The 21,871-nt window shown below is 67.5% G+C and carries 21 protein-coding genes; 12 read left to right on the top strand and 9 right to left on the bottom strand.

Annotation, left to right across the window (positions count from 1 at the left end; translation table 11 throughout):
• Positions 1-6: 6 nt before the first annotated feature.
• Positions 7-357: a glycine zipper domain-containing protein gene (locus tag A4249_RS14535; protein ID WP_055754593.1), complete on the bottom strand. Its 351-nt coding sequence runs from the start codon at positions 355-357 to the stop codon at positions 7-9.
• A 142-nt stretch (positions 358-499) separates the two neighbouring features.
• On the opposite strand from A4249_RS14535, the gene A4249_RS14540 reads away from it, so the two are divergent.
• Both A4249_RS14540 and A4249_RS14545 read left to right on the top strand, forming a co-directional pair.
• A complete protein-coding gene (locus tag A4249_RS14540; RefSeq protein WP_082854188.1) occupies positions 500-1,435 on the top strand; it encodes a diacylglycerol/lipid kinase family protein in 936 nt (311 codons plus the stop codon).
• On the top strand, positions 1,435-2,286 hold the full coding sequence (locus A4249_RS14545) for a metallophosphoesterase family protein (protein WP_066553921.1): 852 nt from the start codon (positions 1,435-1,437) through the stop codon (positions 2,284-2,286). The genes A4249_RS14540 and A4249_RS14545 overlap by 1 nt, the downstream gene beginning before the upstream one ends.
• 153 nt (positions 2,287-2,439) lie before the next feature.
• Here A4249_RS14545 and A4249_RS14550 read toward each other — a convergent pair whose 3' ends face one another.
• Positions 2,440-3,885 (bottom strand): AMP nucleosidase, encoded by a 1,446-nt coding sequence (locus tag A4249_RS14550; RefSeq protein ID WP_017505461.1) that lies wholly within the window; start codon positions 3,883-3,885, stop codon positions 2,440-2,442.
• Between the two features lie 128 nt (positions 3,886-4,013).
• Between A4249_RS14550 and A4249_RS14555 the strand changes: the two genes are divergently transcribed.
• Positions 4,014-5,264 carry a multidrug effflux MFS transporter gene (locus A4249_RS14555; RefSeq protein ID WP_066553924.1) on the top strand — a complete coding sequence of 417 codons (1,251 nt, stop codon included), beginning with the start codon at positions 4,014-4,016 and terminating at the stop codon, positions 5,262-5,264.
• Between the two features lie 62 nt (positions 5,265-5,326).
• Entirely contained in the window at positions 5,327-7,279 is a 1,953-nt protein-coding gene (locus A4249_RS14560; protein ID WP_066553929.1) for a M1 family metallopeptidase, read from the top strand.
• Between the two features lie 2 nt (positions 7,280-7,281).
• On the opposite strand, the gene A4249_RS14565 is transcribed toward A4249_RS14560, so the two are convergent.
• Positions 7,282-7,713, bottom strand: a complete 432-nt coding sequence (locus tag A4249_RS14565; RefSeq protein WP_066553931.1) for a DUF488 domain-containing protein — start codon at positions 7,711-7,713, stop codon at positions 7,282-7,284.
• Positions 7,714-7,828: 115 nt separating this feature from the next.
• Between A4249_RS14565 and A4249_RS14570 the strand changes: the two genes are divergently transcribed.
• A complete protein-coding gene (locus A4249_RS14570; protein ID WP_066553932.1) occupies positions 7,829-8,806 on the top strand; it encodes a complex I NDUFA9 subunit family protein in 978 nt (325 codons plus the stop codon).
• Positions 8,807-8,890: 84 nt separating this feature from the next.
• Positions 8,891-10,768, top strand: a complete 1,878-nt coding sequence (gene recQ, locus A4249_RS14575; protein WP_066553934.1) for a DNA helicase RecQ — start codon at positions 8,891-8,893, stop codon at positions 10,766-10,768.
• 6 nt (positions 10,769-10,774) lie between these two features.
• On the opposite strand, the gene A4249_RS14580 is transcribed toward recQ, so the two are convergent.
• Complete coding sequence (locus A4249_RS14580; protein ID WP_066553936.1) at positions 10,775-11,251, bottom strand: hypothetical protein; 477 nt, start codon at positions 11,249-11,251, stop codon at positions 10,775-10,777.
• Between the two features lie 99 nt (positions 11,252-11,350).
• On the opposite strand from A4249_RS14580, the gene pgi reads away from it, so the two are divergent.
• Entirely contained in the window at positions 11,351-12,970 is a 1,620-nt protein-coding gene (gene pgi / locus A4249_RS14585; protein WP_066555287.1) for a glucose-6-phosphate isomerase, read from the top strand.
• 59 nt (positions 12,971-13,029) lie between these two features.
• Here the strand turns inward: pgi and A4249_RS14590 are convergent, their stop codons facing one another.
• Complete coding sequence (locus tag A4249_RS14590) at positions 13,030-13,452, bottom strand: hypothetical protein (RefSeq protein ID WP_066553939.1); 423 nt, start codon at positions 13,450-13,452, stop codon at positions 13,030-13,032.
• Positions 13,453-13,750: 298 nt separating this feature from the next.
• Between A4249_RS14590 and groES the strand changes: the two genes are divergently transcribed.
• Together groES and groL are read left to right on the top strand one after the other, a co-directional pair.
• On the top strand, positions 13,751-14,038 hold the full coding sequence (groES, locus tag A4249_RS14595; RefSeq protein ID WP_055808823.1) for a co-chaperone GroES: 288 nt from the start codon (positions 13,751-13,753) through the stop codon (positions 14,036-14,038).
• Between the two features lie 53 nt (positions 14,039-14,091).
• Positions 14,092-15,738, top strand: coding sequence for a chaperonin GroEL (gene groL, locus A4249_RS14600; RefSeq protein ID WP_055754584.1), 1,647 nt, complete (start codon positions 14,092-14,094; stop codon positions 15,736-15,738).
• A 216-nt stretch (positions 15,739-15,954) separates the two neighbouring features.
• Here the strand turns inward: groL and A4249_RS14605 are convergent, their stop codons facing one another.
• Positions 15,955-16,683 carry a glycosyltransferase family 2 protein gene (locus A4249_RS14605; protein WP_066553941.1) on the bottom strand — a complete coding sequence of 243 codons (729 nt, stop codon included), beginning with the start codon at positions 16,681-16,683 and terminating at the stop codon, positions 15,955-15,957.
• 76 nt (positions 16,684-16,759) lie between these two features.
• Here A4249_RS14605 and A4249_RS14610 point away from each other — a divergent pair, with 76 nt between their 5' ends.
• From A4249_RS14610 to A4249_RS14620, 3 genes are all read left to right on the top strand, one after another.
• Entirely contained in the window at positions 16,760-18,448 is a 1,689-nt protein-coding gene (locus A4249_RS14610; RefSeq protein ID WP_066553943.1) for an ArnT family glycosyltransferase, read from the top strand.
• The gene (locus tag A4249_RS14615; RefSeq protein ID WP_055808830.1) at positions 18,448-19,362 is read left to right on the top strand and encodes a hydroxymethylglutaryl-CoA lyase; all 915 of its coding nucleotides are present in this window, start codon (positions 18,448-18,450) and stop codon (positions 19,360-19,362) included. Before A4249_RS14610 ends, A4249_RS14615 begins: the two co-directional genes overlap by 1 nt.
• A gap of 83 nt (positions 19,363-19,445) precedes the next feature.
• Positions 19,446-19,871 (top strand): hypothetical protein, encoded by a 426-nt coding sequence (locus tag A4249_RS14620; RefSeq protein ID WP_066553946.1) that lies wholly within the window; start codon positions 19,446-19,448, stop codon positions 19,869-19,871.
• A 199-nt stretch (positions 19,872-20,070) separates the two neighbouring features.
• On the opposite strand, the gene A4249_RS14625 is transcribed toward A4249_RS14620, so the two are convergent.
• The 3 genes from A4249_RS14625 to trhA all read right to left on the bottom strand — a co-directional run bounded on the left by A4249_RS14625 (position 20,071) and on the right by trhA (position 21,855).
• Entirely contained in the window at positions 20,071-20,424 is a 354-nt protein-coding gene (locus tag A4249_RS14625; RefSeq protein ID WP_066553949.1) for a hypothetical protein, read from the bottom strand.
• On the bottom strand, positions 20,421-21,050 hold the full coding sequence (phaR, locus tag A4249_RS14630) for a polyhydroxyalkanoate synthesis repressor PhaR (RefSeq protein WP_066553951.1): 630 nt from the start codon (positions 21,048-21,050) through the stop codon (positions 20,421-20,423). Before phaR ends, A4249_RS14625 begins: the two co-directional genes overlap by 4 nt.
• A gap of 91 nt (positions 21,051-21,141) precedes the next feature.
• The gene (gene trhA / locus A4249_RS14635; protein WP_017505478.1) at positions 21,142-21,855 is read right to left on the bottom strand and encodes a PAQR family membrane homeostasis protein TrhA; all 714 of its coding nucleotides are present in this window, start codon (positions 21,853-21,855) and stop codon (positions 21,142-21,144) included.
• Between the last annotated feature and the right edge of the window lie 16 nt (positions 21,856-21,871).

Consider the following 21,871-nt stretch of genomic DNA (forward strand, 5'->3'; position numbering starts at 1 on the left):
CACTGATCAATAACGGCGCTGGCCGTTGTCCCAGTAGCACTCGTCCTGGCGATTATCGTAGCAGTAGTAGTAGCGGCCTTGATTGTCGCGGTAGCGCTGTTGGTTGTTGCGGTCCTGGTTGGAGCCGCGGATGGCGCCGGCCGTGCCGCCCAGGGCGCCGCCGATCAGGGCGCCGGTCGCAGCGTTGCCGCCGCCGACGTTGTTGCCAATGATGGCGCCAGCGACGGCGCCCAGGCCGGCGCCGATGGCGCCTTGGCGGACGGTTTCGTTCGAGCCGTTGTTATAGCCGTACGGGTCGCTGGCGCAGGCCGAAGCCAGCAGGCCGGCGCCGGCAATCGCGATAATCGCCTTTTTCATGATGAATTCCTTTGTCCCTGGGTGTTGGCCCCTGTGGGCAGCAAACGTGTCCTCGCGGCATAGGTTCCGCGTCGGCAGACTGCATCCGCAACTATGGTGACGCTTGGGCGGAACGACGGCGCCTGCGGGGCGTTCGGCCGCCATGACCGATGTCGCCCAACCCCCCTCCGATGCAGACGACAAAACTGCGTTGACGCCCCATGCCCAGATCCGGCACGCCGTGATGCTGGTCAATCCGCTGTCCGGAAGCGTGGGGCCACGCGCCGCCGGCGAGGCCGAAGCCCTGTTGGGGCAGTATGACCTGAAGGCCGAGGTCGTGTCGTTTGAAGGGGGCAACTTCGACCAGATCATCGCCGACGCCTTCGCCGCCAAGCCGGACGTGATCTTCGTTCTGGCCGGCGACGGCACGGCGCGCTCGGTGGCGTCGAAGGCCAAGCCTGACGGTCCGATGATCGCGCCCCTGCCCGGCGGTACGATGAACATGTTGCCCAAGGCGCTGTATGGCACCGCCGACTGGAAGCTGGCCCTGAAGCGGGCGCTGGAGGAGGGCGAGCCCCAAGCCGTTTCGGGCGGCGAGGTTCAGGGCGAATATTTCTACTGCGCCGCCATTCTCGGTTCGCCCGCCCTGTGGGCCCCGGCGCGCGAGGCGATGCGGACCGGCAAGATCAAACTGGCCTGGCAGTACGGCCGTCGCGCCCTGAAACGCGCCTTCTCGGGGCGTCTGCGCTTCACTCTCGACGGCGGCGAGAGACGCCGGACCGAGGCGCTGGTGCTGATCAGCCCTATGATCTCCAAGGCGATGGAGGACCCAATCGGCCTGGAAGCTGCGGCCATGGACCCCAGCGACACGACCCAGGCCTTCCGCCTGGCCGCGACGGCGCTGTTCAGCGATTGGCGCCAGGATCCGGCCGTCTCGACCCGCCCGGCGAAACGGATCGAGGTGCGCGCGCGATCCAAGATCCCGGCCGTGATCGACGGCGAGCCGCTGCTGCTCAAGCCCGAGGCCGTGATCCGTTTCGTGCCCAAGGCCTTCAAGGCGCTGGCGCCCAAGCCGCCCTCGGCCGAGGACAGCGTCTAGTGGGCCGCGTTCTTCAGTTCTCCGACGTCCATTTCGGCTGCGAGCACAAACGCGCCTGCGCCGCCGCTCTGGAATACGCCCACGCCACGCCGAACGATCTGGTGCTGATTACCGGCGACATCACCCAGAAGGGGTTTCCCGACGAGTTCACGGCCGCGGGCGAATGGATGCGGGCCATGCCCGAGCCGCGCTTCGTCATCGTCGGCAATCATGACGTGCCCTATTGGGACGCCATCGCGCGGGTTTTCCATCCCTGGCGGGCGTTCGAGACGGCGACCGGCTTTCCGGCTCACGACGGCCAGTTCCGCAGCGATGCGGTCATGGTGCGCGGCGTCGTCACCGCGCGCGGCTGGCAGGCGCGGCCCAACTGGTCGAAGGGCGTCATCGATCTGGATCAGACGCGGCGTGCAGCCGAGGCCCTGCGTCAGGCGCCGATCGGCGCGCTGCGAATCCTGGCCTGCCATCATCCGCTGATCGAGATGGTGGGCACGCCGATGACCGGCGACGTCAAGCGCGGCGACGAGGCGGCGCTGATCTTCGCCGAAGCGGGGGTCGATCTGATCATGACCGGCCACGTCCATGTGCCGTTCGCCATGCCGATCCCGCTGGCGGATCGCTGCTCCTACGCCGTCGGCTGCGGGACGCTGTCGCACCGCGAGCGCGGCGCGCCGCCCGGCTTCAACCAGATCGACTGGGACGCCAAGACCATCACCGTGACGGCCCTGGCTTGGGACGGGACCAGCTATCGCTCGCACCAGGTGTGGCGACTGCCGCGCCGTCAGGACACCCGCAAGGCCGCCACCGCCCCCCGGCCGGACAAGCCGGGCGAACTGGAGAAGGCGGTGGTCTGATCCTGTCTCCTCCCCATCTCATGGGGAGGTGGCTCGAAGCGTAGCGGAGAGACGGAGGGGTTCTTTTCTGGCTCCTGGAGCCGGTGGGCTTTCAAAACCCCTCCACCGCTCCGCGGTCCCCCTCCCCACGCTGTGGGGAGGAGACGGTTGGGATCAACGGAACGGCGGCTCGTCGAAGGCGCGCAGTTTGCGCGAGTGCAGCTTGGAGCCTTCGCTGCGCATCAGATCGACCGCCTGGATGCCGATCTGCAAGTGTTCGGAGATCGAGCCTTCGTAGAAGCGGTTGGCCTGACCCGGCAGTTTGATCTCGCCGTGCAGCGGCTTGTCCGAAACGCAAAGCAGCGTCCCGTAGGGCACGCGGAAGCGATAGCCCTGGGCCGCGATGGTGGCGCTTTCCATGTCGATGGCGACGGCGCGGCTCTGGTTGAAGCGCAGGGCCGACTTGGAATAGCGCAGCTCCCAGTTCCGGTCGTCGGTGGTGACGACCGTGCCGGTGCGCAGGCGCAGCTTGACCTCGTCGCCCGGCATGCCGCTGACAGACTTGGTGGCGTCATAGAGCGCGCGCTGGACCTCGGCGATGGATGGGATCGGAATGTCGGGCGGCAGCACCGCGTCCAGCACGTGATCGTCGCGCAGATAGGCGTGGGCCAGGACGTAGTCGCCGATGGTCTGGCTGGCGCGCAGGCCGCCGCAGTGACCGATCATCAGCCAGACGTGCGGACGGGTGACCGCCAGGTGATCCGTGATCGTCTTGGCGTTGGACGGGCCGACGCCGATATTGACCAGGGTCACGCCCTTATGGCCCGGCGCGGTCAGGTGGTAGGCCGGCATCTGGTGCTTCTTCCAGGCCGTATCGCTGATCGCCGCCTCGGGGTTGGGCGTGTCGCGCGTGATCACCACACCGCCGGCGCAGGACAGGGTCTGATACGGCGAGCCGGGCGTCCGAAGCTGCTCGATGGCCCAGCGCACGAACTCGTCGACGTAGCGATTGTAGTTGGTGAACAGGACATAGGACTGAACGTCGTCCACCGGCGTGCCGGTGTAGTGTTTCAGCCGCGCCAGCGAGAAGTCGGTCCGCAGGCCGTCGAAGTGCGACAGGGGGAAGTCGCCGCCCATTTCGAACAGGCCGTCGGCGATCTCGTCGCCGATATGGGCCAGGTCCGTGGTGGGGAACCAGCGCGCCAGGGCCGCCGTCATCGACCGGTCCAGCGCGACCTCCAGCCCGTCGGTCACATAGGGGAAGGGGATTTCTTGGCGCGAGACGCCGACCTCGAAGGTCGCATTATATTCCTGCTCCAGCAGGCCCAGCTGTTCGGTCAGATAGGGGCGGAAAAGGTCCGGCCGCGTGACCGTGGTCGAATAGCTGCCCTGTCTCGACAGCCGGGCGTAGGCGCGCGGCTCCAGGTCCTGGGGGCGATCCCCGTCCCAGCGAATGCGCAGTTCGGGATAGGCGAACACCCCTTCGGCGCGTTTGACGGGATCGGGCCGCGCGCCGGTATTGACGAAATCCCGCACGGCGTCGCGCAGGTTGGTCACGGATTGGGTGTAGAGGGTTTCGAGGCGGTCCAGCGCCGCCTGTGCTGTCATCTGTTCTGTCATGACTTCCTCTAGCGAAGCTTCGCGGCTTTGGCGAGGCGCCGGCCGTTCAAACCCGATTTCGCTGCATTGCAGCAATTTATGACGGGCGTGCGGTTGCGGATTGGGGCGTGACGGGGCATCTGGCCCGGATGTCTTCTTCCCTTGCGTCAGCGTCCGCCAAGAAGGAGCTCGGCTTCGTCGAGTTCGTCTGTCTCATCGCCCTGATGATGGCGCTGAATGCGCTGGCGATCGATTCCATGCTGCCGGCCTTGCCGCACATCGGCGCCGACCTGAACGTGGCGACCGACAACGATCGGCAATGGGTAGTGACGGCCTATCTGCTGGGCTTCGGCGGGGCGCAGCTGTTCTACGGTCCGTTGGCGGATCGGTTCGGCCGGAAACCCGTCCTGCTGTTCGGCGTCGGCGTCTATGTGATGTTCAGCCTGCTGGCGACCCTGGCGCCGACCTTCGAGACGCTGATCATGGCCCGCGTCGGTCAGGGTCTGGGCAGCGCCTGCACCCGCGTGCTGGCCGTCTCCATCGTGCGCGATCGGTACGAAGGGCGCACCATGGCGCGGGTCATGTCCTTCAGCTTCCTGGTCTTCCTGGGCGTGCCGATCCTGGCGCCGTCGCTGGGTCAGATGATCATGCTGGTCGGGCCGTGGCGCTGGATCTTCGCCGGGCTGGGCCTGATCGGGGTCGGCCTGATCGTCTGGGCGTCGTTGCGTCTGCCCGAGACGCTGAAGCCCGAGGATCGCCTGCCGATCCAGGTCAAGCGGCTGGTCTCGGCCTACAAGATCGCCCTGACCGATCGCACGGCCGTCGGCTACACCCTGGCCATGACGGCGATCACCGGGGCCCTGTTCGGTTTCATCAACTCGTCGCAGCAGATCTTCGCCGACGTCTTTCACGCCGAGGCGGCGTTCCCGGCCATCTTCGCCCTGATCGCGGGCGGCATCGCCGTGGCCTCCATCGTCAATGCGCGGCTGGTGGTGAAGTTGGGGTCGCGCAAGATTTCGCACACGGCCCTGATCGGCTTCACCAGCATCGCGGCCATCCATGCGGTGGTGGCGATCAGCGGTCTTGAGTCGATCTGGACCTTTGCGGTGCTGCAGACCCTGACCATGTTCTGTTTCGGCCTAATCGCGGGCAATTTCGGATCGATGGCCATGGAGACGATGGGCAAGATCGCGGGCACGGCGGCCTCAATCCAGGGGTTCATCTCCACCATCGTCGGCTCTCTCTTGGGCTTTGCGGTGGGCCAGCAGTTCAACGGCACGACCATTCCGATGTCGGTCGGCTTCACTGTCTTTGGCTTGGTCGCCTTGGGCTGGGTGCTGTTCGCCGAACGGGGACGGCTGTTCCGGGCCCATCACGCGCCGGTCGCCGCCAAGGCTTGATCTTTTTCGCGTTTCCGCGCGTTCTCCGGGCCAATCGTCAAGATCAGCCCAGGAAAACCTCGATGACGCGCAAAGCGCTCGGTCTCGTCTCCGCCCTCGCCCTGGCCGCCGCCATGGGTCTGAGCGCCTGCTCCACCACGACGGGAGGGTCGGCCATGACCCCGCCCGCCATCGCCCCGGCGCCCGGTCCCGAAGCGGTGGACGTCCACACCCACGCCCGGCCCGAGATCGCCCGCGTCGTGGATGTGGCCCTGGACCTGACCGCCGACTTCAACGCCAAGACCCTGGCGGGCACGGCGACCCTGGACATCCTGGCGATCCCGGGCGCCAACGAGATCGTGCTGGATATCCGCGATCTGGACATTCAGGACGTGCGCGACGCGGCGGGCCAGCCGCTGCGCTATGTGGTGGGCGACAACGACGCCGTCCTGGGCCAGCCGCTGACAGTCTATGTCCCGGCCTTCGCCGCCGATGAGCGGCGCAAGATCACCATCCGCTATTCCACCCGCCCGAACGCAGCGGCGCTGCAATGGCTGAACCCCAGCCAGACGGCCGGCGGACAGAAGCCCTATCTGTTCAGCCAGGGACAGGCGATCCTGACCCGCACCTGGGTGCCGACCCAGGACAGCCCCGGCATCCGTCAGACCTATTCGGCCCGCATCACCGCACCCGAAGACCTGACCGTGGTCATGAGCGCCGATCACCTGACGCCGATCGGCGAGCGGGCCGCAAACGGGATGAAGACCTGGCGATTCCGGATGGACAATCCGATCCCGCCCTATCTGATCGCGCTGGGCGTTGGCGACATCGCCTTTGCACCGTTCGACGGCCGCACCGGGGTCTGGACCGAGCCCAGCCGCCTGCGCGCCGCCCAATGGGAGCTGGAGCCGACCGCCCAGATGGTGACGGCGGCCGAGAAGCTGTATGGCCCCTATCGCTGGGGCCGCTACGACCTCTTGGTCCTGCCGCCGTCCTTTCCGTTCGGCGGGATGGAAAACCCGAAGCTGACCTTCGCCACCCCGACCATCATCGCCGGCGATCGCTCGCTGGTGTCGCTGGTCGCGCACGAACTGGCGCACTCCTGGTCGGGCAATCTGGTCACCAATGCGACCTGGAACGACTTCTGGCTGAACGAGGGCTTCACCGTCTATTTCGAGAACCGGATCATGGAGTCGGTCTATGGCCATGACCGCGCCATGCAGGAGCAGGTGCTGGGCTGGGACAGCCTTCAGGACACGCTGAAGTCCCTGCCGGCGGCGGACACCCGCCTGCATCTGGACCTGAAGGGCCGCGATCCCGACGACGGCATGAACGACATCGCCTACGAGAAGGGCGCCCTGTTCCTGCGGACCATCGAACGCACCGTCGGACGGGATCGGTTCGACGCGTGGCTGCGCGGCTATTTCGATCGCAACGCCTATCGCCCGATGACCACGGCCATGTTCCTGCAAGACATCCGCGACAACCTGATCAAGGGCGACGCGGCGCTGGAAAGTCAGCTGCAGATGGACGCCTGGGTCTATCAGCCCGGCCTGCCGTCCAACACCGTGGCGCCGGTGTCCCATGCCTTCGAGCCGGTGGATGCGGCCGCCGTCGCCTTCTTCAAGGACAAGGGACCGGCCTCGGCCATTCCGTGGGCGGACTGGAACACCCAGCAGCGCCAGCGCTTCCTGGGCTGGCGTCCCGAGGGTCTGCGGACAGGCGCCGACTGGCTGACGGACGCGCAGCTGGCCGATCTGGAGCGCACGCTGAACCTGGCGAACGAAGGCAACGCCGAACTGACCTTCGCCTGGCTGCAGATCGCCCTGGCCCATCGCTATCAGCCGTCGGTCGCCACGGCCGAGAAGTTCCTGACCAGCCAGGGCCGTCGCAAGTTCGTCCTGCCGCTGTTCCAGACCCTGTGGAACGAGGGCGACTGGGGTCGTGGCAACGCGCGGCGCATCTACGCCGAGGCTCGGCCGCTCTATCACCCGGTCACCAGCGGTTCGGTCGATCAGTTGGTCGGACGGCCGTAAGGCTAGAGGTCCACGACCGCCACGCCGGTTTCCTCCGCAAGTCGTTCCGCCAGGACGGCGCGGTGGCAGCCGGCGTGGTCGGCCTCGAAGCACAGCAGGGCGACGGGTTTGTCGGCCGCCAGCGCCTTCAGCCGCTCGTACTCGATCTGCGCCTGGGGCTCGGCCAGGTGATCGGCGAAGATGGCGCGCATCTCGTCCACGCGGCCCTTGCGCGCCGCGTCACGTCCGGCCTTGGGCGTGCCCAGCCCGCGCAGGTGGACATAGTCGATCCCTTCGGCCTTCAGGCTCTCGCCCAGGATCGTCTTGGAAAAGCCGGCGCGGCGGGATGCGGCGACCGCACGGACATCGACCAGGGTCTGCACGCCGGCCGTCTTCAGCCGCGCGATGACGTCGGCCTGGGTCGCGCCCTCGTAGCCAATGGTGAAAAGCTTCATCCGCCTCAGATGGGCGGCCGCGCGTCGAACGCCAGCGTGACCGTGAAGGCCCGCGTTGCGGTGCGGCGCCCTATCGTCTATCCCGCCGAAACGGATTTCGACTGGAGCTTTCCCCATGGCTGACCTCGCCCCCGGCGTCGTGACCCTCTTCGGAGGTTCGGGCTTTATCGGGTCGCAGGCGGTGCGCGCCCTGGCGCGTCGCGGCTGGCGCATTCGGGTCGCCGTGCGCAACCCGGTCCTGGCGATCGAAATCCAGCCGCTGGGCGATCCCGGGCAGATCCAGTTCATGCGCTGCGACATCACCAACCCCGCGGACGTGGCGCAGGCCGTGCGCGGCGCGGACGCCGTCGTCAATCTGGTCGGCGTCCTGCATGACGCAGGCGGCAAGCGCGGCTTCGACGCCGTTCACACCGAGGCGGCCAAGACCATCGCCGAGGCCGCCAAGGCGGCGGGCGTTGAGCGCCTGGTCCAGATCTCGGCCATCGGCGCCGACGCCGCCAGCCCTTCGGCCTATGGTCGCACCAAGGCCCAGGCCGAGGCGGCCGTTCGCGACGTCTATCCGGACGCGGTGATCCTGCGTCCGTCGCTGGTGTTCGGCGCGGGCGACGGCTTCCTCAATCGCTTCGCCGCCATGGCGACGATGGCGCCGGCCCTGCCGCTGATCGGCGGCGGCGAAACCCGGTTCCAGCCGGTCTATGTCGGCGATGTCGCCGAGGCCATCGCGCGCGGCGTGACCCGCGCGGACGCCGCCGGCCGCACCTATGAACTGGGCGGGCCGAGCCTCTACACCTTCCGCGAGGTGCTGGAGCTGGTGCGTCGTGAGACGGGCCGCGACCGGATGCTGGTTTCGGTGCCCTTCATCGTCGCCAAGCCCCTGGGTTCGCTGCTGCAACTGAGCCGGTTCGTCGGCCTGACCCCGCCGCTGACGCACGATCAGGTGCTGATGCTGGAGAAGGACAATGTGGTCGCCGCCGATGCGCTCGGCCTCAGCGATCTGGGCATCGACCATCCGGCCGGCATGGCGGCGATCGCCCCGTCCTATCTGTGGCGCTACCGCGTCGGCGGCCAGTTCGCCGAAGCGCCCGCCCACTAAAACCATCCCCTATGACGTCGTCGCCGGTCGCCATCGCGGCCGGCGGCGTCTTCTGTTCGGGAACAAAGAGTGCACAGCTTAAGGATGCCGGCCACGCGCCCCCAGTTTTCCTCGACCGATACGCCTGACCTGAACGACGCGCGGGCGTTGTTGGCGCGCGTCTGGGGGCACGCCGACTTCCGGGGGCTGCAAGGGCAGGTGGTCGAGCAGATCCTGTCGGGCGGTGATGTGCTGGCGGTCCTGCCGACCGGCGGCGGCAAGAGCGTCTGCTATCAGATCCCCGCCATCTTGCGCCCCGGACTGGGGCTGGTGGTGTCGCCGCTGATCGCCCTGATGACCGATCAGGTCGAGGCGCTGAAGCAGCAGGGCGTCGCGGCGGCGCGGCTGGATTCCGGCGTGTCGCTGGACGAGCGTTCGGCCATCTGGGCGGCGGCGCGGTCGGGGGGGCTGGACCTGCTCTATGTGTCGCCGGAAGGCCTGGCGGCGGGCGCCATGATGGACCGGCTGGCGGAACTGCCGCTGAGCCTGATCGCCATCGACGAGGCGCACTGCGTTTCGCAATGGGGTCACGACTTCCGCCCCGATTATCGAAACTTGGGCCTGCTGGCCGAGCGGTTTCCCGACGTGCCCCGCATCGCCGTCACCGCCACCGCCGACGCCCGCACCCGCGACGACATCCTGCGCTCGCTGCGGCTGGAAGAGGCGACGGTCTTCGTCGACAGTTTCGCGCGTCCGAACCTGCAACTTTCGGCCGAGCGCAAGGAGAGCGCCTCTCGGGCCAAGACCGACGCCCGCGTCATCGAACTGGTGCGCGAACGGCGGGGCAAGTCGGGCGTCGTCTATTGCGGCAGCCGCGACGGCTGCGACCGCGTGGCCCAGGCCCTGCGCGACGCCGGGACCAACGCCATCGCCTATCACGCCGGCATGGACACGAAGGAGCGCGACCGCCGGCTGGAACGCTTCCTGGCCGAGGAGGGCGCCGTCATGGTCGCGACCATCGCCTTCGGCATGGGCGTCGACAAGGCCGACGTGCGCTTCGTCATCCACGCCGATCCGCCGGGCAGTCTGGAGGCCTATTGGCAGGAGATCGGCCGGGGCGGGCGCGACGGCGAGCCGGCCGAGGGCATCACCCTGTATGGGCCGTCCGACATCGCCTGGTCCTTGCGTCGGCTGGACAGCCGCCCGATGGCCGAGGAGGTCAAACAGGTCCAGGTCAGGAAGACCCGCCAGCTGTTCGCCATGCTGGACGGCGCGGTCTGTCGGGCCCAGGCCGTGCGGCGATATTTCGGCGAGCATGACGCTCAGCCTTGCGGCGTCTGCGACATCTGCGGCGACCCGCCTCAGCTCTATGACGCGACCGTCCCGGCCCAGAAGGCGTTGGCGGCGGTGCAGCGGCTGGGCGGCCGGTTCGGGCGCAATCGCGTCGTCGATCACCTGACCGCCCGCACCAAGGACGTGCAGCCGTGGGAGCAGCAACTGTCCACCTGGGGCATCGGGCGCGAGATTTCGCTGAACAGCTGGCGCGAGATCGTCGATCACCTGCTGTTCGAAGGTCTGCTGGCTGAGGATCCCAACGACGGCAAGCCGCTGGTCGGGCTGGGCGATCCCGAAGCGGTGCGCGCCGTCTATCGCGGCGAGCGCCAGATCGAGGTGCGTCGCGCGCCTCTGAGGGCCGATACCGCCCCGCGTCGTCGTGACCGATCGGGCGAAGGGCGCAATGCGGCGCTGGAGACGATGGACGCGGACGTCCGCGCCCGGTTCGAGGCCTTGCGCGCCTGGCGCCGCGACCGCGCCTCGGAACAGCACGTCCCGCCCTATGTCATCTTCCAGGACCGGACGCTGCTGGAGATCGCCCACGCCGAACCGGGCGACCTGAACAGTCTGGGCGCCATTTCCGGCGTCGGTCAGTCGAAGCTGGATCGCTACGGCAAGGGCGTGCTGGAGGCGCTGGCCGCCCTTTAGAAGGCGTCAGACTTCCGGCTTAGGCGGGGCGGTGATGACTTCGACGTTGTCGTTCAGCAGATAGGACAGTTCCGACAGGGCTGTGGCGCGTTCGGCCGGGTTAGCGGCGGCCTGAACGGCCTGAACCTTCTTGGGCATGTCCTCGGAAATGCCGCGCAGGATGCATTTCAGATCGCCGTCGGTGCCGCGTTCCTTCAGGATCAGGTGGCCCTGCATGTCCAGGGCGGCCAACTGTTCGGCCTGGGCCTTGAAGCCGGTGAAGGCCTGGCTGGTGAAGAAGGCGGCGTCGTCGGCGGCCTTGGCGGCGGCCCAGCCGTCGACCACGGCCTTCAGGCTGGTCGAGCGCGAGATGATGTCGGCGAACAGCGGCTCGCCCGCCACCGAGACCGGCGCGCCGGGCGCGGCGGCCGGCTGTTCGGCGGCCAAGGCCACCGAGGGATTGGACATCGCCAGGGCGATCGTGAGAGCAAGGCCGCAGGACATGGAGGTGACTTCCTGTTTCAGCGTCCGCTGGGACGTTGAACCTGAATACGCCCCAGCCGTAAACGAGTGTTTACCCTGTCATTCCCGATGGAGACGACGATGACCCGCGACGCCGCCTGGACCGCCTTCGACCAAGCCGCCGCCGAGGCCGCCTCCGCGCGGATCGTGGACCAGTTCGCCGCCGATCCCGACCGGCTGGCGCGGATGTCGGTCGAGGCGGCGGGGCTCTATCTGGACCTGTCGAAACAGAGCTGGACCAAGGCCGCCTTCGACGCCTGTCTGGACCTGGCGCGCGCCAGCGACGTCGAAGGGCGCCGCGCGGCCCTGTTCGCCGGCGAGGCCGTCAATCTGACGGAAGGGCGGGCGGTGCTACACCCGGCCCTGCGCGCCGCGCCGGGCGCCGACTTCAAGGCCTTGGGCGAGCCGGTCTCGGCCGAGGTGGACGCCGTGCGGGCGGACATGAAGGCCTATGCCGATGCGGTGCGGTCGGGCGCCGAGGCGGGCGCGACGGGCAAGACGTTCGAGGCGATCGTTCATGTCGGCATCGGCGGGTCAGACTTGGGGCCGCGCGTGGTCTGGGATGCGCTGCGCCCGCTGGACCCGGCCATCGACCTGCGCTTCGTCGCCAGTATCGATCCGCGCGATATGGCCGAGGCGCTAACGGGCCTGAACCCCGAAACCACCCTGGTGGTGGTCGTGTCCAAGACCTTTACGACGCAGGAAACCCTGGCCAACGCCGAGGCGGCGAAGGCCTGGCTGGCGGCGTCGCTGCCGGCCGAGGGGATGACGAAACACTTCATCGGGGTGACGGCGGCGCCGGAGAAGGCGGCGGCCTTCGGCTGCGGTCGCACCTTCGCCTTCCGGGACTGGGTCGGCGGGCGGTATTCGCTGTGGTCGGCGGTCAGCCTGTCGTGCGGCATCGCCCTGGGCTGGGACGTGTTCGAACAGATGCTGGCCGGGGCGGCGGCCATGGACGAGCATTTCGTTTCGGCCCCGCTGGAGCGGAACGCCCCGGTTCTGCTGGCCCTGGCCCAGGTGTTCAACGTCGATGGCCTGAACCGGCCGGCGCGTACGGTGGCGCCCTACGCCCACGCCCTGCGTCGCCTGCCGTCCTTCCTGCAGCAGCTGGAGATGGAGTCGAACGGCAAGCGGGTGCATCGCGACGGTACGCCGGTGACGCGCCAGACCTGCCCCGTCGTCTTCGGCGAGCCGGGCACCAACGGACAGCACGCCTTCTTCCAGCAGATCCACCAGGGACCGCAGACCGTCCCGGCCGAGTTTGTGATCGTGGCCAAGACTCACGCGGACGCGCCGGAGTCGCCGCCAGAAGCGCCTTTGTGGTCCAACGCCTTGGCCCAAGGCCAGGCCCTGATGCTGGGGAAGACGACAGAGGCCGCCAAGGCCGAGGGGTTGGCGCAAGGATTGTCGGAGGAGGAGGCGACGCGCCTGGCGTCCCACCGCACCTTCACCGGCAATCGTCCATCGACGGCCATCCTGATGGACCGCCTGACGCCCGAAACCCTAGGCGCGCTGCTGGCCCTGTATGAGCACAAGACCTTCGTCGAGGGGGTGATCTGGGACATCAACAGCTTCGACCAGTGGGGCGTCGAACTGGGCAAGGTCCTGGCCAAGGCGATCCTGAAGGACGTGGACGCGGGCGGCCCCTCGGCGGACCTGGATCCGTCCACGGCAGCCTTGATGACGCGGTTGATGGGCTGACGCGAAAAGGGCCCGTCCTTGCCGGACGGGCCCTTCCGATCATCTAGACCGTCGAACGCTTACCAGCGGCGGTCGTAGCGGTAGTCGCGATCATTGCGATACTCGCGGCGGTCGTAGCGCGAGTCGTAACGGCGGCCGTCGTAGCGGTAGTCGTAGCCCGAGCGGCTGCGGTCGATGCCGTGCTCGCGCTCCCAATGGCCTTGGTTACGGTAGCATTGGCCGCCGCGGTAGTATTCGCAGCCCGAGCCGCGGTTGGAGGCCACCGCGCCCAGCGCCGCGCCGGCAAGCGCACCGCCCGCGATATAGCTGCCGTCGCCATTGCCATAGATGGCGCCGGCCAGACCGCCCACGGCGGCGCCGATCAGGGCGTTACGGCCGGTGTTGTCGCGATCGCGCGACTGGGCGGAAGCCGGAGCGGCCATCAGGCTCAGGGCCACGACGGGGGCGGCGGCGACCGCAGTGATCTTCAGCAGCTTGGACATTTTGGTCTCCTTGTTTGCTTGCCGATCTGCGTTTCCGGGGCGGGAAGGCATCCAGCGTTGAGGTCTTTCTATCGCTCCCAGTTTGAACGACCCCGGAGGTCGGCATTCATTTTCGGTTCATTTGTCACAGAGAATTCGCGCGGCGATCCACCGCCGCCGCTTGACGATGACCCTGCCTCTGCCTAACTCCCGCTCGCGTTAGCACTCTCGCTGGTCGGCTGCCAAAACGGCGATCGCGAGAGAGCCGCACACCGTTTCAAAAACGCCCCGATCCGGGGGTTTTACAGGGAGAAGTCCGATGGCGTTCCGTCCGCTCGGCGACCGCGTGCTGGTCAAGCGCGTTGAAGAAGAATCCAAGACCAAGGGTGGCATCATCATCCCCGACACCGCCAAGGAAAAGCCACAGGAAGGCGAAGTCGTCTCCGTCGGCCCTGGCGCCCGCGACGACACCGGCAAGGTCAATGCTCTGGAGCTGAAGGCCGGCGACCGCATCCTGTTCGGCAAATGGTCGGGCACGGAAGTGAAGATCGACGGCGAAGACCTGATCATCATGAAGGAATCCGACGTCCTGGGCGTGCTGTCCTAAGCACCCGACGTCCGACGTTCTTCAATCAATCCATATAGATAGGAGCTGCCCTCATGGCCGCTAAAATCGTACACTTCAACACCGACGCGCGCGACAAGATGCTGCGCGGCGTCAACGTGCTCGCCAACGCCGTCAAGGTGACGCTGGGTCCCAAGGGCCGCAACGTCGTGATCCAGAAGTCCTTCGGCGCTCCGCGCTCGACCAAGGACGGCGTGTCGGTCGCCAAAGAGATCGAGCTGGAAGACGCCTTCGAGAACATGGGCGCCCAGATGATCCGCGAAGTCGCTTCGAAAACGAACGACAAGGCGGGCGACGGCACCACCACCGCAACCGTTCTGGCTCAAGCCATCGTGCAAGAGGGCCTGAAGGCCGTCGCCGCCGGCATGAACCCGATGGATCTGAAGCGCGGCATCGACAAGGCTGTCGGCCTGGTGCTGGAAGAGATCAAGTCGAACTCCAAGCCGGTCTCCAACAACTCGGAAATCGCCCAGGTCGGCACCATCTCGGCCAACGGCGACTCGGAAATCGGTGAGCTGATCGCCCAGGCGATGGCCAAGGTCGGCAACGAAGGCGTCATCACCGTCGAGGAAGCCAAGACCGCCGACACCACCGTCGACGTCGTCGAAGGCATGCAGTTCGACCGCGGTTACCTGTCGCCTTACTTCATCACCAACGCCGACAAGATGGAGGCCCAACTCGAAGAGCCGCTCATCCTGCTGTTCGAGAAGAAGCTGACCTCGCTGCAAGCCATGCTGCCGATCCTGGAAGCCGTGGTGCAGTCGGGCCGTCCGCTGCTGATCATCGCCGAGGACATCGAAGGCGAAGCCCTGGCGACCCTGGTCGTCAACAAGCTGCGTGGCGGCCTGCGCGTCGCCGCCGTCAAGGCTCCGGGCTTCGGCGATCGCCGCAAGGCCATGCTGGAAGACATCGCCATCCTGACGGGCGGCCAGGTCATCTCGGAAGACCTCGGCATCAAGCTTGAGAGCGTCACCATCGACATGCTCGGCAAGGCCAAGAAGGTCACGATCACCAAGGACGACACCACCATCGTCGAAGGCGTCGGCGGCAAGGACGAGATCGAAGCCCGCGTGGCCCAGATCAAGCGCCAGATCGAAGACACCACCTCCGACTACGACAAGGAAAAGCTGCAGGAACGTCTGGCCAAGCTGGCCGGCGGCGTCGCGGTTCTCCGCGTCGGCGGTTCGACCGAAGTCGAAGTGAAGGAAAAGAAGGACCGCGTCGACGACGCCCTGAACGCCACGCGCGCCGCGGCTGACGAAGGCATCGTTCCGGGCGGCGGCATCGCCCTGCTGAAGGCCTCCAAGATCCTGGCCGACGTCAAGGGCGACAACGCCGACCAGAACGCCGGCATCGCGATCATCCGTCGCGCCCTGCAGGCTCCGATCCGTCAGATCGCCGAAAACTCCGGCGTCGAAGGCTCGATCGTGGTCGGCAAGGTGCTGGAAAACGGCGACGCTTCGTTCGGCTTCAACGCCCAGACCGAAGAGTACGGCGACCTGGTGCAGATGGGCGTCATCGACCCGGCCAAGGTCGTCCGCACGGCCCTGCAAGACGCCGCTTCGGTGGCCGGCATCCTGATCACGACGGAAGCCGCCGTCGCCGACGCCCCCAAGAAGTCGGGCGGCGCCTCGGCCCCCGACATGGGCGGCATGGGCGGCATGGGCGGCATGGACTTCTAAGTCCAAGCTGACCGACGCTGAAATGCAGAAGGGCGGGACCGCAAGGTCCCGCCCTTTTTGTTTGCCTATCCTATCTGCGAAGCGGGGAGGGGGACCGCTGAGCGGTGGAGGGGCTGTTGAAGGCCCACCGATGTCGGAGGTGCGGCGCCAGCCCCTCCGTCACGACGGCAAGAGGCATCGCGCCACCTCCCCACGAGGTGGGGAGGAGACAGCGTTCTAGAACTCCGAAATCGCGCCCGGCTTGCGGGACCGCGTCTTCAGCCACATGACGCCCAAGAGGTCCGAGACCGACGCCCGCAGGCGGCCCCAGTTGGTGTATTTCGAGCGGCCGACCTCGCGGTGGCGGTGGTCCACGTCGAGATATTGGTTCTTGAACCCCTCGCGGATCATCAGCGCCGGCAGGTAGCGGTGGATGTGATCGAAGTAGGGCAGGCGCAGGAAGACGTCGCGGCGGAAGGCCTTCAGTCCACAGCCGGTGTCGTCGGCGTCGTCGCCCAACAGTTTGCGGCGGATGCGGTTGGCCCAGATGGAGGCCTGGCGTTTGGCCTCGGTGTCCTGACGTTTGGCGCGACGGCCGCCGACCAGGCCCACGTCGCCGGGGGCGGACAGAAGCGCATCGACCAGGCGGGGCGCATCGGCCGGCGGGTTCTGGCCGTCGCCGTCCATCGTCACCACGACCGGCGCGCGCGCGGCCAGGACGCCGGTGCGGACCGCGCGGCTCTGGCCAGCATTGGTCCCGTGAGCCAGGACGCGCAGGGCCGGCAGTTCGGCCATGGCGGCCTTCAACTCGGCCAAGGTCGCATCCTTGGACGCATCGTCCACGAAGATCATCTCGTACGAACGGCCGGCGAAGGCGGCGGCGATCTCGCGCGCCAGGGGCACGGCGGCGCCCGCCTCGTCATGGACGGGAACGACGACGGAGATTTCGGGCGTTTCGGCGGTCATCGGCGCTCCATAGAGGATAACGAGAGCTTAGGGGAGACGGCTGACGCAGGCGTAGTCGCCGTGTAAGGAGTCTGGAATGAAGACTTTCGATCTGGATGGCCGCATCGCCGGCTGGCGCGGGCCGGTTCTCGCGGCCCTGCTGACGTTGATCGCCGGCCTGCCGGGCCTGCTGCTGCTGCCGCCGCTGGATCGCGACGAGAGCCGGTTCGCCCAGGCCACGTCCCAGATGCTGGAAAGCGGCGACTATGTCGACATCCGCTATCAGGACGAGCCGCGCTGGAAGAAGCCGGTCGGCATCTACTGGATGCAGGCGATCGCCGTGGGCCTGACCTCGGATGTCGAGGACCGCGAAATCGCGCCCTATCGCATCCCCTCCCTGCTGGGCGCCATGCTGGCGGCTTGGGCCGTGGCCTGGGCCGGCTCGGCCATGCTGGGCAGCCGGGTCGGCTTCTTCGGCGGCGCCATCATGGGGGCGACCTTCCTGCTGTCGACCGAGGCGGGGATCGCCAAGACCGACGCCATGCTGTGCGGCGCGACGACCCTGGCCATGGCGGCGCTGGCGCGCATCTATATGGCGACGAAGGCGGGCGAACGCCCGATCCGGCCGCATAAACTGCTGTTCTGGATCGGGATCGGTCTGTCGATCCTGATCAAGGGACCGATCGGGTTTCTGGTCGTGGCCCTGGCGATCATCGCCCTGTCGATCTGGGATCGGAACATCAAATGGCTGTATTGCCTCGGCTGGGGGTGGGGTCTGCCGCTGGTCGCCCTGATGGTCGGACCGTGGGCCATCGCCATCACCATCGCCACCGACGGCGGTTTCTGGCGCGAGGCCATCGGCGGGGACCTGGCGCCCAAGATCGCCGGGGCGCACGAAAGCCATTCGGGCTTCCCCGGCATGTATCTGCTGCTGGCGCCCCTGCTGTTCTTCCCCTCGACCCTTTTGTTGCCCGCCGCCGTCTCGACGGGGTGGGCCCGACGGGCCGAGCCGGCGATCCGGTTCCTGGTCTGCTGGCTGGTCCCGGGCTGGCTGATGTTCGAACTGGCGCCGACCAAGCTGTGGCACTACACCCTGCCGACCTTCGGAGCGCTGGCCCTGCTGGCGGCCGCCGCCTTGGCCCAACCCATCGGCAAGGTCTCGCGCATCACCGGGGCGGTCCTGGGCGCGTTCGCGGCTCTGCTGATCATCGGCATCACCGTCTATGGACTGACCGTCTATGGCACCTCGACGGCCCAGACCTGGGCGGCGCTGACGGTGGTCATGGCGCTGGCGGCGGGGGCGATGGGGGGCTTCCTTCTGCTGAACCGCGCGCCGGTCGCAGCGCTGGTCGCCTCGCTGGCCTTCGGGATCGTGGCGCACGCGGCTCTGTCGGGCACGATCCGCCAACTGCGGCCCCTGGCCATCGCGCCCCAGCTTGAAAAGGCGCTGGAGGCGGCCGATCTGCACCCGCGTCAGGGCCGCACGCCGGGGCCGGTGGCGATCAGCGGCTTCCATGAACCCAGCTTCGTCTTCCTGACCGGGCGAGACACCGACCTGACCGACGCCCAGGGCGCGGCCGAGGCCCTGGCGGAGGGGCGGCCCGCCATCGTCGAGGGACGCGACGCCGACGCCTTCCGTGCGGCGGCGGCGCGTCTGGGCGTGTCCGGTCGCGCGGTCGGGACGGTCAACGGCTACAACTATTCGGCAGGCGATCCGGTCAGCCTGACCGTCTATGCGCCGCCGCCCCGAAACGGGAACGGTAACGCCGCAGCGGGAGCCGAGTAATGGGCCGCTTCATCCAGATCGTCGAAGTCGGGCCGCGTGACGGGCTGCAGAACGAAAAGGCGGTGCTTGAGCCCGCCGTCCGCGCCGATCTGGTGCGGCGGCTCGAGCAGGCGGGGGCGAAGCGGATCGAGGCCGTCTCCTTCGTCCACCCCAAATATGTGCCGCAGATGGCCGGCGCCGAGGAGGTCATGGCCGCCCTGCCTCACGAGGCGGGCCGCAGCCGTATCGGCCTCGTGTTAAACGGCAAGGGCTATGATCGGGCGCTGGCGACCGGGGTGGACGAGGTCAATGTCTCAGTCGCGGCCACCGACGGCTTCGGCCTGAAGAACCAGGGCCTGGCGGTGAAGGATCAACTGGCCATGCTGGGCGAGATCGTCGCCCGCCGCCACAACGCCGAGGCCAGCGAGGGCGCGCCGTCGCTTTCGGCCATGATCTCTTGCGTCTGGGGCTGTCCGTTCGACGGCGAGGTCTCCGTCGACCAGGTCGCGGACATGGTTGGCGCCATCGCCGAGATGGGCGTGGGCGAGATCGGTCTGGCCGACACCATCGGCGCGGGCGATCCCTGGGCGGTGACGAAAAAGGTCGAGGCGGCCAGGGCGGCCGCACCGGACGCGAGCCTGCGCCTGCACTTCCACGACACCCGCAACACAGGCCTGGCCAACGCCTATGCGGGCGTCGAGGCCGGGATTGACGTGCTGGACGCCTCGGTCGGGGGGATCGGCGGCTGCCCGTTCGCGCCGGGCGCCACGGGAAACATCGCCACCGAAGACCTGGCCTATATGCTGGCGCGCGGCGGGTTCGAAACCGGCTATGACCTGGACGCCCTGATCGCGACGGCGCGCTGGATCGGCGAGGCCATCGGCCGGCCGGCGCCGTCGGCGCTCAGCCGGGCGGGCGGATTTCCCAAGGCTTGAACCCTTGTGGCGGCGTTTTGAAAACGGCGCTAAATCAGGGTGAACAGGCGTAGCCGTTGGACCGGCTGCGAAGAGGACCGTCCATGCTGCTCGCCATTCCGCTGCTGCTGATCCCGGTGGTGCTCTACAATATCGTGGTGCTGTTCGGCGCGCCGAGCGGGGCGGGGATGGTGCAGGCGGACGTGCTGCTGCGCGATCCGCTGTTTTCCGTCACGATGACCTCGGGCGCGCAATGGACGATCGGATCCGGCGATCTGATCCTGTTTCTCGGCCTGATCCTGCTGTTCTTCGAGCTGGTGAAGTCCACCTCCAGCCAGCGGATCGCCATCATCAATCACGCCCTGTCAATGATCCTTTTCATAGGCGTGCTGGTGGAGTTTCTGCTGCTGCCGGGGTTCGCGACCTCGACCTTCTTTCTGATCGTGATCATGATCCTGCTGGACGTGCTGGCCGGGTTCATCGTGACCATCATCGCGTCGCGCAAGGACTTCGATTTCGGCGGAGCGTGAGCCCAACGGCTCTCCCCAACAACGGGCTCAAGTAGCGCGAAGCGCGATAGCCCTTAAGAAAAAGCCGTGAAGATCAGGGCGACGACGGCGACGTCGAAGGCTTTGGCGAGAAGGGCGAAGACGGCGGGCATGGGCGGGTCCGGCTGAGAGCGTTCTGCCTCGCCCCCAGCAAACCCCGTGCCGCCCGAGCGGCGTCAGCTCAGATGTCGGTCTTGGCGGTCTTGCCCGTTTTCGGACGACGCTCGGCCGCGCCCGAATATTCGGCTCCGAGGTAGGCGGAGCGGGCCGCATCCAGCACCGGCGGGCCGCCGCGCAGGCCGCGTTTCTGCCCGCTCTGGCCCATCTGCTGGGCCACGAAGGCGGCGGCGCCGGGCTCGGGCGTCGGCAGGACGGCAGCTCTTGCCGGGGCCGGTTGGGGTTCGGCGATCTCAGGCGCATCGACGGGGACCAGGGCGCGCGAGGCGGATCGGGCGCGCCGCTCACGCTCGCGGCGTTCGCCTTCGCGGCGATCCACCCGGTCCGGTCCGCCGACGGCCTGGATCCGGTCGGTCATTTGCTCTTGCCGCCCGCCAGTTTTTCGATCTGACGACGCATCTCGTCCATCTGGCGACGCATCTCGTCCAAGGCGTCCGGCGCCTCGGGCGGCGGGGCCGGCTCAGCCTTGTCATCGGAAGCGGCCGGGGTCGGCTCGGCGCGCGGATAGGTGTAGGCCGGGAACATCTGCATGGCGCGCTCGAACATCGCCATATTGGCCCGCGCGGCGTCCTCCATCAGGGTCGCGCCCGCGCCGGTGCCGAAGGCGCGGCCCATCTGACTGGCGAACTGTTCCTGCTGACGGCCGAAGTTGGCCAACGACATCTCCAGATAGGAGGGTAGGACGCCTTGCATCTGACCGCCGTAGAAGCCGATCAGCTGGCGCAGGAACTGAACCGGCAGCAAGGCCTCGCCCCGGCTCTCTTCCTCGAAGATGATCTGGGTCAGGATCTGGCGGGTCAGGTCGTCGTTGGTCTTGGCGTCATAGACGACAAACTCCGTGCCCTCGCGCACCATGGTGGCCAGGTCTTCCAGCGTCACATAGGCGCTGGTCCGCGTGTTGTAGAGCCTGCGGTTCGCATACTTCTTGATGACGACCTGAGCGCTGTCGCCAGTCTTTCCACCCTTGGTCTTTTCGTCAGCCACGCTTGTTCTCGCGATGTTGCAACGCGTCACTATCCTCCGTTGCGACGCGATGCGCCAGAGGGGGAGAAAAGCGCCGGGACCGGACGGTCGTTCAGTGGCTCATGGCCGGGGCCAGCACGACGCCGACCAGAACCGCCGTCCAGTGGACCGTGGCGCCGGTGACGACGAAGCCGTGCCAGATGGCGCGGCGGAACTTCACGCGCGGGCTGATGAAGACGAAGACCCCGGCGGTATAGATCAGGCCGCCGATGACCAGCAGGGCCAAGGCGATCGGATGCACCGTCTCGACCATCGGCTTCAGCGCCGCGACCGCCAGCCAGCCGAAGACGACATAGACGCCGCTCCAGAACTTGTCCGAGATGCGCGGCGCGAACAGCTTCACCCCGGCGCCGAGGAAGGCCAGGGTCCAGATCAGGGTGGTGAATCCGATGGCCCACAGACCCTCGAACCGCTGAGTGGTGAAGGGGGTGTAGCTGCCGGCGATCATCAAAAAGATCGCCGCCTCGTCCAGTCGCCGCAACACCGGTCGCGCGGCGCAGGGGTTGGTCCAGTTGTAGATGGTCGAGGCCGTCAGCATGCCGACGAGGCACAGGGCATAGATGGCGGTCGCCATCACGCCGCCGATCCCCGCATAGACCCCGGCCAGACCCGCCAGGATAATGCCGCCGACCGCCGCCAGCATCAGGCCGACGACGTGGACCCACAGATCCGCCAGCTTTTCCGCGCGCGTCGGATAGTGCTCGATCATGTCCAGCTCGTCCGGCGTGCAGACGTGGGTGACAAGACGTTTCAGCGTGCGCAGCATGGACCTTCCAATCCGT

This window comes from Brevundimonas sp. GW460-12-10-14-LB2 (assembly GCF_001636925.1).
GTDB classification, from domain to species: domain Bacteria; phylum Pseudomonadota; class Alphaproteobacteria; order Caulobacterales; family Caulobacteraceae; genus Brevundimonas; species Brevundimonas vesicularis.